The 16,715-nt window shown below is 40.3% G+C and carries 11 protein-coding genes; 3 read left to right on the top strand and 8 right to left on the bottom strand.

What is annotated here, in order from left to right; all coding sequences use genetic code 11:
• Positions 1-78: 78 nt before the first annotated feature.
• Positions 79-1,824: an AMP-binding protein gene (locus H5158_RS05145; RefSeq protein ID WP_182739605.1), complete on the top strand. Its 1,746-nt coding sequence runs from the start codon at positions 79-81 to the stop codon at positions 1,822-1,824.
• An 82-nt stretch (positions 1,825-1,906) separates the two neighbouring features.
• Here the strand turns inward: H5158_RS05145 and H5158_RS05150 are convergent, their stop codons facing one another.
• From H5158_RS05150 to H5158_RS05170, 5 genes are all read right to left on the bottom strand, one after another.
• Positions 1,907-2,836 (bottom strand): alpha-E domain-containing protein, encoded by a 930-nt coding sequence (locus tag H5158_RS05150; protein ID WP_145233168.1) that lies wholly within the window; start codon positions 2,834-2,836, stop codon positions 1,907-1,909.
• A 1-nt stretch (position 2,837) separates the two neighbouring features.
• Positions 2,838-4,292, bottom strand: coding sequence for a circularly permuted type 2 ATP-grasp protein (locus H5158_RS05155; protein ID WP_182739606.1), 1,455 nt, complete (start codon positions 4,290-4,292; stop codon positions 2,838-2,840).
• Positions 4,293-4,335: 43 nt separating this feature from the next.
• Positions 4,336-5,214 (bottom strand): transglutaminase family protein, encoded by an 879-nt coding sequence (locus H5158_RS05160; RefSeq protein ID WP_145233166.1) that lies wholly within the window; start codon positions 5,212-5,214, stop codon positions 4,336-4,338.
• A complete protein-coding gene (locus H5158_RS05165) occupies positions 5,211-7,730 on the bottom strand; it encodes a circularly permuted type 2 ATP-grasp protein (protein ID WP_182717434.1) in 2,520 nt (839 codons plus the stop codon). Before H5158_RS05165 ends, H5158_RS05160 begins: the two co-directional genes overlap by 4 nt.
• Positions 7,731-7,876: 146 nt before the next feature.
• Positions 7,877-11,188 (bottom strand): DUF2126 domain-containing protein, encoded by a 3,312-nt coding sequence (locus tag H5158_RS05170; RefSeq protein WP_145233164.1) that lies wholly within the window; start codon positions 11,186-11,188, stop codon positions 7,877-7,879.
• 575 nt (positions 11,189-11,763) lie between these two features.
• Between H5158_RS05170 and H5158_RS05175 the strand changes: the two genes are divergently transcribed.
• Both H5158_RS05175 and H5158_RS05180 read left to right on the top strand, forming a co-directional pair.
• Positions 11,764-12,564 (top strand): SHOCT domain-containing protein, encoded by an 801-nt coding sequence (locus H5158_RS05175; RefSeq protein WP_182717432.1) that lies wholly within the window; start codon positions 11,764-11,766, stop codon positions 12,562-12,564.
• Between the two features lie 129 nt (positions 12,565-12,693).
• Positions 12,694-13,869, top strand: coding sequence for a putative zinc-binding metallopeptidase (locus H5158_RS05180; protein ID WP_182739607.1), 1,176 nt, complete (start codon positions 12,694-12,696; stop codon positions 13,867-13,869).
• Positions 13,870-14,016: 147 nt separating this feature from the next.
• Here the strand turns inward: H5158_RS05180 and H5158_RS05185 are convergent, their stop codons facing one another.
• The 3 genes from H5158_RS05185 to H5158_RS05195 form a co-directional block, all read right to left on the bottom strand.
• Complete coding sequence (locus H5158_RS05185; RefSeq protein ID WP_182717431.1) at positions 14,017-14,487, bottom strand: hypothetical protein; 471 nt, start codon at positions 14,485-14,487, stop codon at positions 14,017-14,019.
• A 139-nt stretch (positions 14,488-14,626) separates the two neighbouring features.
• On the bottom strand, positions 14,627-14,929 hold the full coding sequence (locus H5158_RS05190) for a hypothetical protein (RefSeq protein WP_310736219.1): 303 nt from the start codon (positions 14,927-14,929) through the stop codon (positions 14,627-14,629).
• A gap of 216 nt (positions 14,930-15,145) precedes the next feature.
• The gene (locus tag H5158_RS05195; RefSeq protein ID WP_149982512.1) at positions 15,146-16,543 is read right to left on the bottom strand and encodes a M28 family peptidase; all 1,398 of its coding nucleotides are present in this window, start codon (positions 16,541-16,543) and stop codon (positions 15,146-15,148) included.
• Between the last annotated feature and the right edge of the window lie 172 nt (positions 16,544-16,715).

The raw sequence follows: 16,715 nt of genomic DNA on the forward strand, positions 1-16,715 counted from the left end.
GTATAGCGCTTTCATTTGTCGACAATCTGTGTTTTTCTAACTAAGTAGACTCTCACAACATTGACACGGAGACCGTACATGCAAATAAGTAACAATAATACAACTGCAACCGATGCGAATAAAACAGTCAAAGATGCAGCAGGCTTAGAGCATAGCTACTATAAAGGAGCACAAAGCCCAGCATTGATCAATAAAACCATAGGTGATTACTTCGACTCCATTGTCGACAATAACCCAGACCACCCTGCAATAGTACTGCATCATCAAAACATTCGTTTAAGCTATAAAGAATATCAGCAGCAGATCAACCAGCTGGCAATGGGGTTACTGGCTTTAGGTGTAAAACCAGGTGATCGTGTTGGTATCTGGTCACCAAACAACCTTGAGTGGTGCTTAACCCAATTTGCGACCGCCAAAATTGGCGCGATCATGGTCTGTATTAACCCAGCGTATCGTCCAAACGAACTACAATTTGCACTAAATTCAGTCGAGTGTTCAACTCTTATAACCGCTTCAAGTTTCAAAGCCAGTAATTACCTAGGCATGCTTAATGAATTACTGCCCGAACTTGCCGCTGCAAAAGCTGGGCAACTGCAGGCAAAAAACCTCCCCTATTTAAAAAATATTATTCGCATTGGTGATGAGCCTGCCGCTGGCATGTTTAGTTTTAGTCAAGTTATGACAATGCCAACTGCCTCCCACCGCGTTGAACTCAACGCCATTGGTGCAACTTTGCAACCAGATCAAGACATCAACATTCAATTTACCTCCGGCACAACAGGCAATCCGAAAGGCGCTACGCTCTCCCATAAAAACATTTTAAATAATGGTTTTCTTATGGCTAATGCAATGCGCTTAACTGCAGATGATAAGCTGTGTATTCCAGTGCCGTTATATCACTGTTTTGGAATGGTATTAGGTAATTTAGTATGTATAAGCAAAGGAGCTACGGCAGTATTTCCGGGAGATTCTTTTGATCCAACAATCACGCTTGAGGTGGTTGAAAAAGAACGCTGTACTGCACTGCATGGCGTACCGACTATGTTTATTGCTGAACTGGAACTAAAAGATTTTGCTCGTTTTGACTTATCCAGTCTACGTACGGGTATCATGGCAGGCTCGACGTGTCCTGAGCAAGTGATGCGTAAAGTACAATCGCTGATGCATATGAATGAAGTTGTAATCGGTTACGGTCAAACGGAATGTAGTCCCATCAATAATGCCACGGAGATTGACTCATCCATTGAAAAACAAGTTACTACCGTCGGTCGCGCGCTGGCGCATACAGAAGTAAAAATTATTGACGAAGTGGGGAATATACAAAAAATAGGGCTTGCTGGCGAAGTATGCAGCCGTGGTGCGGGTATTATGCGTTGCTATTGGAATGATGAAGAAAAAACCGCCGCAACTATCGATAAAGAAGGTTGGCTACACTCTGGTGATTTAGGTGTAATGGATGCGGAAGGTTTTGTTGCAATAGTGGGCAGAATTAAAGATATGATCATTCGTGGTGGCGAAAATATCTACCCGCGCGAAATTGAAGAAGTACTTTACACTTACCCTGGCGTGCAAGATGCTGCTATTTTTGGCATCAGTGACGACAAGTACGGCGAAGAAGTATGTGCTTGGGTGCAGCCTAAAGATGATGCCGTGTTAACAGAGCAAGAAATTCGCAGCTTCTTAAAAGATAAATTAGCTTATTTTAAAATACCAAAACACATTCAATTTGTTGAAAGTTACCCTATGACGGTTACCGGAAAACTACAAAAGTTTAAAATGCGCGAACAAATGCAAGCACAATTAAAAGACAACGCGTTTTCATAATTAGCCAAAGCTCACGTTAGTTAATAACGCCCAATGTAATTTAAAACCTTGGGCGTATTATAAGATTAATAGCTTAACAGGCCTATTCTGGCGGTTTTAAAAAATACGTTTGCGCTAATGCATTATGAATGCCCGCTAATTCAATTTGAATTTGATCCATATAATTGTGTAAGTGGCCATTTTTAAGCGCTCTTACATCTTCAGCTTTCAATTGTTTTACCACTGCATCTATTAAATTTATAATCTCTGTAGAATTTGGCAAAGGTGAAATCAGCGTTTTCAGCTCTATTAAGCAAAACAAAATTGACCGTGGAAATACTTCACTGTGCATCACGAATTCTAATACATCAGCACGTTGCACCCGTACGCTCATCTCTTGTCGATACATTTGATAAGCACTAAGCGAGCGCAATAAGCTGATCCACTGAATATTTTCATAAGGTTTTGCTTCATCGCTGGTGATCAACGTCTCTGAACGAATGTCTAATATTCGTGACGTCATATCAGCACGTTCTATTAACGACCCAAAGCGGATAAACGTAAAACCATGATCATGGTTAATAGTCGCATCTAAAGCACCAAATATTTGATGGGCTGATTCGATGATTTTCTTTAGATAAGCAAATCGGCCACGCTTAGCAAGCCCTTCTTTTTGATTATCTTTTACATAGTAATAAAGGGAGTTAATTTCTTCCCATACATCGCGAGGCATTACGTCTCGGATCGTCCGAGCGCTCTCTCTTGCATAGATAATAGAATTTAAAATAGACGAGCCATTATCACTACCTACAAGTAAATAACGCAGCGCTTTTTGCTCTGTGTAATCAGCGTGTTTATCTTCATACGCCTGACGCGCGCCAATAATATCTATTAATGGCTCCCAGCCTGTACATACGCCTTTAGGTAAATCCAACATCAGCATGTTGTTGACATTAATTAACCGTGCAACATTTTCTGCACGTTCAACGTAACGAGCTACCCAATATAAAGTTTCACCTACTCTTGATAACATATTATTTAGCCTCTTCGTCAACAATCCAGGTATCTTTACTACCACCGCCTTGAGATGAATTTACCACTAATGAACCTTTCACCATCGCAACACGAGTAAGGCCACCAGTAGTGATCTGTGTGTCTTTACCTGACGATAATATAAACGGTCTCAAGTCAACGTGACGTCCATCAGGCTCTGTGCCGTCAAGGGTCGGAACCGTAGACAAATCAAGAGTTGGTTGCGCTACCCAATTCCGTGGATCGGCTTTTATTTGTGCAATGGTTGCTTGTTGCTCTTTTTTAGTCGATTTAGGACCAATCAATAAACCATAGCCACCCGACTCGTTTGCAGGTTTGACAACTAGTTTATCGATATTTTTAATAACATAATCACATTCTTTAGGATCTAAACACTTATAGGTTGGCACATTTTCGATCTTGGGTTCTTCATCCAAGTAATATTTTATGATGTCAGGTACATAGGCATAAACCACCTTATCATCCGCAACCCCTGCACCGGGTGCATTGACTAACGCCACATTACCTTTCGACCATGCTCGCATTAAACCGGGTACACCTAATTGTGATTCAGGTAAAAAAGCGTCGGGATCTAAGAATAAATCGTCGATGCGTCGATAAATTACATCAACGCGTTGCAAGCCTGTAATTGTGCGCATATAGACACAGTCGTCTTTTTCGACTACTAAATCACGCCCCTCTACTAATTCACAGCCCATCTCTTGAGCAAGGTAACAATGTTCAAAATAGGCGGAGTTAAATACACCGGGTGTTAATACCACTACTTCAGGCTTATCGTCTGGACGAGGTGACATTGCTGCCAACATATCAAACAGTTGTGAAGGATAATCATCAACTGGTAAAATCGACACTTGTTCGAATAACTCAGGGAAAACACGTTTCATCACTGAGCGGTTCTCAAGCATATAAGACACCCCAGACGGCACCCGTAAGTTATCTTCGAGTACAAACATAGTGCCATTTCCATCACGCACTAAATCGGAGCCGCAAATATGCGCCCATATATTATTTGGCGGAGTAATTCCAACACATTGAGAGCGAAAGTTAACTGATTTTTCGAGTAAGCCTTTTGGAAAAATACCGTCTTTTATTATTTTTTGATCATGGTATAAATCATTGATAAACAGATTCAACGCTTCAACACGCTGTTTTAAACCTACCTCAATAGTCTGCCATTCTTTTTTACCAATAGTGCGCGGAATAATGTCAAACGGCCACGCTCTATCGATCATATTGCCTTCATTATAAACTGTAAACGTGATGCCCATTTCTTTTATGGCTAGATCTGCAACAGCTCTGGCTTTAACTAATTCTTCTTTTGATAAGCTAGAAAAAAACTGTGCTAACTGTTTACCGTGCGTTCGAATATTTCCTTGTGCGTCTATTAATTCATCAAAAAAGCCATTTGTTTGATATGCTTTCCAGTCAATTTTCATACATCCTTCCGCCTTATCCATTATTAATATTGAGTTGTTTTAATCACTCCAATCGAATCATATCAACCGCTACATCAAGCAATTGTGTACCGCCACCAAAAACCACGCCTTTCAAAGGAGTGACATCAGAAAAATCACGGCCAACAGCAAGTGTTATATGCTGCTCATTAGGCATAACATTATTTGTTGGATCAAAGTCTACCCAACCAAACCTTGGCACAAACACAGAAAACCATGCATGGGTCGCATCTGCACCTGCTAACTTTTCTTCCCCCTCGGGAGGCATTGTTTCTATATACCCGCTAACATAACGTGCTGCTAAACCAATACTGCGTAAGCACGCTATCGCAAAATGTGCAAAATCTTGGCAAACGCCCCTTTTTTGTGCAAAAACAACACTCAAAGGCGTACTAATCGTAGTAAAACCGGGATCATACTGAAACTCATGAAAAATCCGTGCCATGAGATCTTTACAGCCGCAAATCAAGCTAATATCAGCTAAAAACGACGTTAAAGCGTATTCCTTTATACCCTGTACAAAAGGAGTATATTGAGATGGCAAAATAAACTCCGATGTTTTTAACAGCTGATATGTATTTGGCTTTGCGACGATATCGCGAGCCTCTTGCCAAGGCATATCAGTGTCGACGAGGTTAATATTTGCACTTAATAAAAGTTCCACTTCACTGGTCATAGTCACTTTCAGTTTTTTATGCTGAGTGGCTATTTCAAACGCGGTCACTTTATTATCAAAATAATCCGTAAATTCTTGTAGATAATTTGCCGGCGGCTCAATATCTATGCGACTACTGTGGCATATCTGGGCACGATTTGTTTTTGGTGTTAACCGTGCTTGGTTTTGACACAAGCTAACAAAATCGGCATAACTGTAAGTTGTGGAATGCTTTATTTTATATTTCACGATTGAGCTTGCTCAATATTAGTCCAATTCAATTTATTCGCCGTTTGTGTATGAGAAAAATACTGCAATAATAATACATCACAAAAGGTATTTAAGTTCAGGCGAATATTATGGTTAAACTCGATTAACTGTTTACGAACTCCAGCGTCCGTCCTTTGCAGGTAGTCTTTTTCTGTGACATAGCAACTCGTTTTAGAAAGTAAAATTGCTTTTTCATGTGCTGCTATCACTCCCTGTCTGCGTTTAGTCGGTAAATGCTTGCATAACTGGTTTATTTGCTCTAACTGAAAAAGTAATGAGCGAGGGTATTCTGCATCAAGTAATAATAGCTCAAGCCCAGTACCTATACTTTGATACATTCTATAGCGACGTTTATGGGTCACTAAGCTAACTTGACTACTCAAAACCGCTTCGAGTAAACCAAGCTCTTCAGCTTGCTCGAGTTCTTGCGTTAATAAAGCCCCTGTTAATGAGGTGATTTGTAAGCTGCGCTCAATCCTGCGACCCATCTCAAGTAAAAACCAGCCATTGCTGTTTGGCATACAATCCACTAACGAGCCATTAAAGGCCATGATCAAACCAATCACTTTATCTAAAATACTTTGCATCGCACGTGATGAAATATTGATATTGATATGCTTTAGCACTTTAACTTGTTCATTGATTTCATCAATAATACGACGACTATCATGGGACAATAATTCTTGGATCTGTACTGATGCATTCGCTAAATAATGTAACGTATTTATTATACTACCCGCGCGTAGCTCATCAGCGAGTAAAGCAAACGCTGTTTGCTTAGACACTGCGCTATCAAATTCTTCAAGCTTGATAGCTTGCTCTACATAAGGGTAGACAATATGCTGAGCGCTGATAGCAGCCAACAAACGAGCAACAGTACTGCGGCGTATTAAATCTGGATAAATAGCCAACTCAGTGTAACGATCAATAAAGATACGTAATATTCTTATGGTATTTTCACAGCGCTCTAAATAACGACCGAGCCAAAATAAATGTTCTGCAGTACGACTTGATATAACCCCTTCAAGTAAGCTTACATCCATTCTTTTTTTAATTGGTGTTGGTACACTTTGCTCAGTTAAATCAATATCTTTACTGGTATTTATCCAAGTATCTTTGAGCCAACCAGCGCCCTTAGCGTTAGCACTATTTTGATAAGAGAAACACAGTGCCGATGGCAGCACTTCGATGCCATTTTCTGTGGTTAATACATAACACCTAAATACCACAGGTTTTGCAATTAACTTACCGTCATCCCAAAATGGTGCGCTACTAAATGCGGGTTTATCTTGAAAATAATAATCGCTAGGTTGCTTAGTTATAAGTTGTTTAATTTTATCCGCGTCTAAATGGCCATCAAGTGTTAGTTTAGGATCTTTATAACTACCAAACACTAACTGTGACCAATCCGATGATTTAACATCTTCAATGCTGTGGTACTTAGGGCAATCTAGTAATAATGGTTGTTGTAAAAGTTGCTCTGATAGCTGGGCTAAATTACATTGTATTGCCGGTGATGAGAGTACCCCGCTTCCAAAAGGATTTAATACTTTTACTGAGCCCTCACGTACAGCTTGTAATAAGCCTGGAATACCATGTAACGAGTATTGTGTTTGTTCAAGTGAATCGATACTTTGATCTGGGATCCAACGTAAAATCACATTGATTTTCCCCAACCCTTGTAATGACTTTAAACACACTTCGCCATTACGCACTGTTAAATCAGCGCTTTGCACTAAAGTATAGCCAAAGTAAGTAGATAGAAACGCATGCTCGTTATAATTTGGATCATCGATCCCTTGAGTTAAAATAACAATACGAGGATCATCCATATAATGAATAAACTCGTTAATGCCTTCTTGAAACAAATTTAAAAACTCTTTAATTTGTTGCACGTTGCATTCAGCAAACTCTTCAGCCATAACGCGCCTAGCTATAATGCGGTTTTTAAGCAATAGCCCTAGACCTAACGGACATTGGCAATGATCAGCTAAGACTTTAAATTCACCCGATGGTGCGCGATACACATCAACCGCTGTAAAAAAAAGTTTTAGCTCATCACTTGGTAAGCTAAATCCTTCACGTAAGTAATGACTATCTTGGTACAGCTGCTGCGGTGATATTTGCCCACTCAAAAGTAGCTTTTGCTCAGAATAAACATCTTGTTGGATCTTATTAAGTAATAAAGTTCGCTGTTTTATGCCTTGCTCTAACGTATTCCAATCTGCTCGAGAAAACATAAAAGGCAGTGGATCGAAGTGCCACTGTTGATTACTCTCACTTTTAATATTGCCATTTTGCAAAAGTTGCGTAATTTCAATGGCACGACTACTTACATCTTCAGCGGTTAAACTTGCTAAACGATTAAATAAAGTATCCCAATGCTCAGGGTTTAAGCCACTGTGATCCGCCAATTCATCATGACCGTGGCGTTTATCAAGGTATAAAGACAACCAATTAGGAAGCTCTGGCATCGTATTATTATTAATGTACAAGCTAAAAGCGCTCCGCTATAAAAAGTAAACTATCATTCTAGTTCAATTTGTTGGTAATTGTATTAACAAAAGCGTCTGTTAAATAATGACTCTACTTTGCGTAATGTCAAAGTGGAGTCATACAATTAACAACCCAAAAATATGATTTATTTGAACTTAGGTTGTCTCCTTAAATCGAGCGTATTAGGGTAATCTGAATTAGTATTTTCTTCATCGGGAACAACAAATTCACTCACCGATTGTGCTGATTCAAAGCTTCGTGTCGCAGCCGATGGGCTCCAACTAGGCTGATCAGATGCTAATAATGATGGTGTGTGACCATGCTCCCAAAATCGTGCAACCCTTCGCCCTTCAGCTTCAAATGCATTAACGGGTAATGTTTCTGGATTTCGCCCACCAGCATGACTAACATGGTAGACAAAACCACCCATTGAGCGGCCTTCCCAGGTATCGATCAGATCAAATACTAACGGTGCATGTACACCAATTGTAGGATGCAGCGCTGTTGGTGGCTGCCATGCACGGTAACGGATCCCAGCAACCATTTCATCTTTCGCTTTGCCTTTAACAATTTTAAGCGGCACGCGTCGGCCATTACACGTAACGATATAGCGGTCACTCATTGTGCCAATTACTTTGATTTGCACGCGCTCTAATGACGAATCAACATACCGAGCAGTACCAGATGCACTGGCTTCTTCACCCAGTACATGCCAAGGTTCAATCGCGGTTCTAAGCTCTAACGTCACATCATCGAGTTCTCGGGTGCCGCAAACAGGGAACCTAAACTCAAAAAATGGGTTTAGCCAACTTACTTGGAATGCAAAACCAGCTTGCTGCAGATCTCTAACAACCTCAGCTAAATCATTTTCAACATACTGAGGTAATAAAAATTTATCATGTAATTCGGTGCCCCAACGGATCAACGGTTTGTGATAAGGCTTTTTCCAAAACCAAGCTAATAAAGTCCGTAATAACAACATTTGCACTAAGCTCATTTGTGAGTGAGGTGGCATTTCAAATCCCCTAAACTCGACAATACCTAGTCGTCCTGTTGCTGAATCGGGTGAATATAGCTTATCAATACAAAACTCCGCCCTGTGTGTATTACCTGTTAAATCAACAAGTAAGTTGCGTAACAAACGATCAACGAGCCATGGCTCAGGCACTTCCCCTTCAGGCATATGTGAAAATGCGATTTCAAGCTCATAGAGCAACTCATCACGTGCTTCATCCACACGAGGTGCTTGGCTTGTAGGGCCAATAAATAAACCTGAAAATAAATAAGATAATCCAGGATGGTGCTGCCAATAAGTAATAAAACTTCTTAAAATATCTGGGCGTCGTAAGAACGGGCTTTGCTGCGGTGTTTCACCACCTAAAGTGACATGATTACCACCCCCGGTGCCGGTATGACGACCGTCCGCCATAAACTTATCTGTTCCTAAGCGTGCTTGTTTGGCTAGATCGTAAAGTGTCGTTGTTCTATCAACTAATTGCTGCCATGACGAAGATGGGTGGATGTTCACTTCAATGACACCTGGATCAGGTGTCACGGCGTATTTTTCTACACGACTATCTTTAGGCGGGCTATAGCCTTCAATAACTACCGGGATTTGCAGGGCTTTTGCGGTGCTTTCAATCGCATTTAACAGCGACATATAATGTTCAAAATGGCTCGTTGGGGGCATAAAGATGTACAACCGCCCTTCTCTTACTTCCAATGCCATTGCGGTTTTGATCATCTGTTGACCAATAAAGCCTTTTTGCAGTTTTTTAGCTTTTGTAAAGTTATCTGGAATATCAAACGGATCTCGCTCAATAATGTTGCTTGTCCACTCAAGGCTATCAAGCGGTAATCTATAACCAAGGGGTGATTCACCTGGTAATAAAAAACAGTATTCGCGTTTAAATTCCCATTTGCATGACTGCCAGCAATGTTTCGCTTGATTAAACTGCAGCGGCAATGCATAACCAACAGGCTTTTCAATACCTTGTTCCATTTTAGCTAAAAAGCCTTTACGGCTCATTGCACTAAGAAGTTCAGGCTGTTTAGGCCCCACCTCTTTGGGTAACGATGCCTCTTGCCATAAATGATATAAAATATCTTCATAGGCTGTAGTGATAGCCTTGGTTTCAAGGCCTATTTCTGCACATAGCTGTTCTGTAAAACGCTTGGTATCTGTGTGGTCTAATTTATAATCTTTATTCGGATCAGCTAATAAACTGGCATCTTGCCACAAAGCTTCACCGTCTTTTCGCCAATAACATGCATATTGCCAGCGAGGCAGTGACTCTCCCGGATACCATTTACCTTGCCCATAATGTGTAAAGCCACCTTTGGTATATGCTTTGTTCATCGCAATAAATAAGCTTTGTGCTAGCACTCGTTTTTCTTTACCGTCGGCTTCTGTGTTCCATTGGGGATGTTCCATATCATCAATAGAAATAAACGTCGGCTCACCGCCCATTGTTAAATGAACACCTTCCTTAACATATACATCATCAACTTGCTGACCCAAGCGGTTTATTGCAGCCCATTGTGTTTCTGAATACGGCTTTGTAACGCGAGGGTCTTCATGTACGCGCGTTACTTTGTTATAAAAACTAAATTCTGATTCGCACTTATCTATGCCACCAGAGACAGGTGCTGCTGAGCTAGGTTCAGGTGTGCATGCAAGCGGAATATGGCCTTCCCCAGCAAATAAGCCGGAGGTAGGATCAAGCCCGATCCAACCTGCGCCTGGAATATATACTTCCGTCCATGCGTGTAAATCAGTAAAATCTTCATCAGGACCACTTGGGCCATCAAGTGATTTTTGATCTGATGTAAGTTGGATTAAATAACCAGATACAAAACGAGCAGCCAAACCTAAATGACGAAACAGTTGTACTAACAACCACGCAGAATCTCGACATGAACCGGTTTTTTTTGTGATGGTTTCGTTCGCCGTTTGAACTCCAGGCTCTAAACGAATGCCGTAGCCAACAAGATTATAAATTGACTGATTGACCGCAACTAAAAAATCAACACTTCTGATTGGTTTTTCCGGACGTAACGAATCAATCAATTCTAAAAACTTAGGACTCGCCTTACGTTTTTTTAAATAGGGATTAAGCTCAGCCTTTGCGACTTTATCGTATTCAAATGGAAACTCTTCAGCATATTCTTCTAAAAAGAAATCAAACGGATTAATTACCGTCATTTCAGCCACTAAATCAACAGTAAAACTAAACTCAGTTGTGGGGCTATTAAATACCACTCTTGCCTGATAATTACCAAAAGGGTCTTGCTGCCAATTGATGTAATGATCTTCCGGCACTATTTTTAATGAATAGCTTTTAATTTTAGTTCGGCTATGCGGTGCTGGACGTAAGCGGAAAATATGCGGCCCCATATTTACTGGGCGGTCGTACTTGTATTGAGTATGGTGCGCTATACCAACAGTAATTGTCATCGATTAATCCCTCTTTAATTTTTTGTATAGCCATTTAAGTATAACTTACTACTACCTGCCTGCTATTTAAGCAATATACATTCCATATAGATTACATAATAAAATTAGGCTGTTAGCCTATATATTGGTCACTATTGACTGTTTAGAATCAAAGAGCGAGCGCTGTGAAGAATTATTTGGTGCGACATCCGCACCAAATTAGCACAAAGCTAGGTATTAAAAATCACACAGCGCTTATTATTTTATGTAATTCACCAATAAAGCATGCCTGTTTTTTCTAGCGATTAAATAGAAAAAAGTCCCAATTAATCACAACACCAGTTAAATGCTTCGCTAAAACGAACTTAAAAAATAGTTCACAATAAAACCACGATTAAGCTTCTTAACAGTGTTATAGTAGTTTGATTTTTAATCGCCCTGAAAGCCAAACTAGCAAGCTTAGTGTCTTTAAACAAGCAATGTTGGCATTTTATTTTGCTAATTTATGATTAGCATCAATGCTTAAGGTAGATTGTTCACAGTTAGATCATGACGTAATACACATCCCGCCTATCTTCATATTAAGGACGCTATTTATGCAAACATTAACAAACATTGGTGACAACTTGGTTAAAGGGATATCTGCCCGCTATGGTTTAAGTTATGGGGCAGTAGTACATATGTTAGTTGCAGTAAATAATGGCGGCGGTTCAATGGCGCAGTTTAATTGCCCAGAACTTGGCGGCTCAGGTCAATGGATGCGCGGTGGAATGACAATGGTAGGAGACATGTTCAATAATGGCTTGAAAAACACCGTTGATAACTTATGTAACGAACTTGCCACTATTTTAGCAAACAACCAAGTTTTCCCCGTCATTCCTGCAGGTACTTTAGGAAGCAACCAGTGGTGGCCAGTTAATTTAGGTAATCCATCGAGTACCGGTTCACAAAACAACACCCGATATGCTGTCTTCCCTAATCGCTTAGCCATTGAAAAAAATGGTCAGGTCACAGTCTATGATACACTCGATCACCAGATCGGGGGGGTAAGCCAGCAACAAGGCAACGATATATCGCTTACCTTTAGTAGCCAGTGGGGAAACATTAGCGTAAATAGTTTGCCAGTGATTGCTGATGATAGCTTCACTCAGACACATTCAAGTCACAATACCAACTTTGCCCAATCAACAGACTTTGCAAAACAACAGCAATCTCCCCCTGAGACAGGCTTAAATGATAAAATGATGAGTAGCGAGTCGACAGCTATTAATGCTTCGCAATACTCAGTGAATGAAACCCTCGACATTATTGAAAAATTAGCACAATTACGTGATTTAGGCGCACTCACTGATGCTGAGTTTAATGAAAAAAAATCAGATTTATTGCAACGAATTTAACGGCAAGTAATCTCAGGCTTATTAATTTTATAATTTGCTAACTATATAATTTGTTAGCAATATAGCTAATGTAAGTCTGTTCACTGAATAATTTGTCATTGTATTTATCAACGGATACGGTAAGAAAATATGAAAACGTTTAAATGTAACTGCAAAGATAATCAAATATTGTTTTTTGAAAGTAGTCACTGCCTTGCCTGTGGCAAAACTGTTGGTATTGATGATAATTTTAACCTTGTAGAACCCTACGAATTTAATGACACAACGGGCTTATATTACAAAACGTCAGCCCCTGACGTGCCTTATCAGAAATGTGATAACAATGCACACTATAAGGCATGCAATGGCATGGTTGATATCAACAGTTTTGTACCAGCCCCAGACACAGAAGAAGTGCTGTGTTTCGCATGTCGGTTTAATGAAACAATCCCAGATCTAAGTATTAATCAACACATTCCACTTTGGACCAAAATGGAAACAGCAAAACGCCGAGCATTGTATACGCTTAAAGCGCTTTCTTTACCATTAAACAACCTCAGCCAAGATGCCGAAGGTGGCCTTAGTTTTGATTTTATAACCGACCGCAGTGTTAATGACCATTTTGTGACTAAATTAGCAGGTCAAGAAAATGTTTTTACTGGCCATAACTGCGGCCATATTACTATCAATTTGGCTGAAGCTGATGATGTCGCTCGCTCACAAACAAAGCATGCTATGGGTGAGCGCTATCGCACTTTGCTTGGTCATTTTCGTCATGAGTTAGGACATTATTATTTTGACCAGTTAATTGCAAATTCACCGCATAAACATGCTCTATGTAAACAATATTTTGGCGATGATTCTTTAGATTACCAACAAGCGATTGATGCCCATTATAAAAATGGCGCTCCTGCTAATTGGCATGAAAACTATATTAGTGAATACGCCACCATGCACCCTTTTGAAGACTGGGCAGAAACTTGGGCGCACTACATGCATATTATTGATACTTTAGAGACAGCAAAAAATTTCTCTATTACCGGTTCTACACTCGGTAATGAATTTGAAGTTGAGGACACTGATGAGTTAAGGCTACCGCAAAACTCGTATTACTTTAATAGCCAAACATCAATCTCAGTAATGTTAGATAGCTGGATGGAATTTTCGATTATTTTAAATTCGTTAAATCGCAGCATGGGCTTAGCTGATGCTTATCCATTTGTTTTAACGCAGGCGGTACGCACTAAGCTTTCGTTCGTTCATCACGCGATCCATAACAGACTTAACCTTATGCCTGATTTAAATACAACAGCTGAGGACACATAACAACAGCCTTGATAATGTAATTTTGGCAAATGCGCTACCCGGATTAGCAGCACTGACACAGATAACAAACCGCAGTATGTTATCAGCCAGCTAACACAACACATCCGCTAATGAGTATGACCTGCATTGCGTTATAAACTTTTGGTATTACAAACTAAAGCTTGCCTGATACTTAGTTGAAATTAATCGTACTCGTTCAAATGGCCAATGCTCAGCGAGCCAATGTAAGATGCATAACCGTAAGGTATTATTTAATTCCTGACTATCATTACGTAGCCAAAAAGTAATCTCACTATCGAATTCATTGTTTACCCCAGGATCGATATACACTGAGCCTAGGCAGCGTGTTTTTTTCGGGTTTAATATTGCATAAGCAAATGCTTTTTTTTCGTTAAACTCTGCGGCATGTTGAGCTAAGCTTTGACGATTCTCTTCAAGGGTCATATCGGCTTTTGGCCAATCAGGCTTGGGGGCGAATATACCTTTTAGCTGCGGCACACTTGACATTACAGCAGTAAAATCAAGCTCGACTACCTGCTCATTTAATGGGGTAAAATAAAACGCAGTTGTCTGCAGCGCTTCTGGGGGGTTAAAATCCGTCGATACAAATAAAGACATTGCTTCCTTCCTTGCTAATATTTAACTGATAAAACCAGCCATTGTTGTTTTAATCCTATAAAATGAAAGCCGCCAATCAGTAAACAAATGATCGAGCTCCAAAGCCAAAACATCTCACTGCGTCCTAGCGGATTAGTCATTAAATATAATCCTGCAATACCGCGAAATAAATCGCAGTTACCACAACTAACACAAAGCGTATGAAAGGTAGCTGTTTGAACAAACCCGCGGCTGAAAAAGCATATAACGACCAAACGCTTAATACAAAAGCGATGAAGAAAGTGATCAGCGAAGGCGTCAACTTACCCTGCTCTGCGAGCATTGCCATGTGCTCACCAGCACCGAAAAAGCGATACCACGGCGCACCAAAAACAATACAACCAAGGTGAGCGAGTGCGGCTAAAGCACTTAAGCTGCCTGCAATCAGCAAAAATAGATTCATACACTGTCAACTAATTCACATTTAACTCCACCATAATACGAAAAAGCCATTAACTTCAAGTATTCACTGAAATTATTGTATGAAAAGTGTACATTCATAAACTAAGGTCAACATAAAATACAACTATTGCTGTTCAATTGCGAAGTCCGCTACTAAATTGTCTTGCCTGATATTCAAGCGCAACTGTAATTACGCTTGAATATCAGACGCTACACATTACTTTAGTGTTTGCTCAAACGCACCTACATCGCCAGGGAAAACCACCGGTGATTCAATACCGTCTTTATTAACCGCAGCAACCCCAAAATAATAATTATCAATGACTACATTTTTAAGAGTCGCTTCACTTACATCACCCACATAGCGGCTAAACTGCCATTGTGGTTCACTGGTATAACGCCAATAGAGTCTGTACCCCGTGGTCGTTTTATCATTATTTTTTTGCCATTTTAAGGTCGTACTAGGTTGCACAGCACCTGATATTTCAACGTTATTAGGTGGTGCCGGTGCCCATGCCATTGACGCTAAACTTACCGCATTAAGCGCTGTTAATTTTGCGGTATAATCAAAATCAACGCCATCAATGGTATCACCATAAACAATACCATCCTCAGTGCGTAAGTCTTGATGTTGATGGTTATAATTTTCGTTCGTTTCCATTACTCTTACAGCAGCATAACCCATGTCGTTAAACGGGCGATGATGCCCTCCTCGACCAAAGCGATCGAGTCGATAAACTAGCAATGTGTCAAGATTGGGAATATAGCGATCGGCAATGGTATCGATATAACGGGCTAAATTACGACTAGCTGAATCGACCTCGCCACCGGTAAAACGGCGTTTATGCGCTTGCTCTTTGGTTTCGATAACCCGCGTACCTTCAGAGAAAATACGTGCAGTCGTGTTATCAGTAACGCCATTAATACCAGTAATATTACCAATCATGTCATTATTGAGTACACCGTGTACTTGCCAGCCTTGCTTTTGTGCATAGTCGGCTAAAATTTTACCACCAAACAGTCCTTGCTCTTCGCCTGAAAGTGCGGCATAAACAATTGAGCCATTAAATTTATATTTAGATAACACGCGAGCTGATTCAATCACCCCAGCAACACCCGATGCATTATCATTCGCCCCTGGTGCGTCGCTGGTAAAATCCATTACATCGCTGACCCGTGAATCAATATCGCCCGACATCATCACCATCCGGTTTGGCTGATCAGTACCGCGTTGAATAGCAATAATATTCACCACTTCAACAGGATTTGGAATACGCTTTTCGCCAGAAATGGTATCTTTAACTTCTATTACTTCTAAACAGCCACCGCATTGCTGAGAAATTTTCTCAAACTCAGCCTTGATCCAACGCCGAGCTGCACCAATTCCTCGGGTGTTTGATTTCGTATCTGATAACGTATGACGAGTGCCAAAATCAACAAGTGTTTGAATATCACTGCCAATACGTGTTGCTGAAACATCAGCGGCAATATCATGAAGCTTGGTTTGATCTTGATAATTTAGCTCAGCGGCCAAGGTGCTTGTTGAAATAAACAATGTAGTTATTAAAATTGCGGGCTTGAGGGTCGATAGCTGATAGGTTTTATGATCAGACATAGTGTTGATGCTCTTTATTATTTGATAAATATACAATACGTGAGCAGTTACCTGCTGCAAATAATTTTGAGACCAACACCTGTTTAACTCGTTCAATCACTGATTGGTTAGATAAACGGGATAATAATCGCGGTATGAACAAATATACGTCAATAAAAAACCCACCAATATA

The organism is Pseudoalteromonas sp. SR45-6 (genome assembly GCF_014163545.1).
In the GTDB taxonomy this organism is placed as follows: Bacteria; Pseudomonadota; Gammaproteobacteria; order Enterobacterales; family Alteromonadaceae; genus Pseudoalteromonas; species Pseudoalteromonas rhizosphaerae.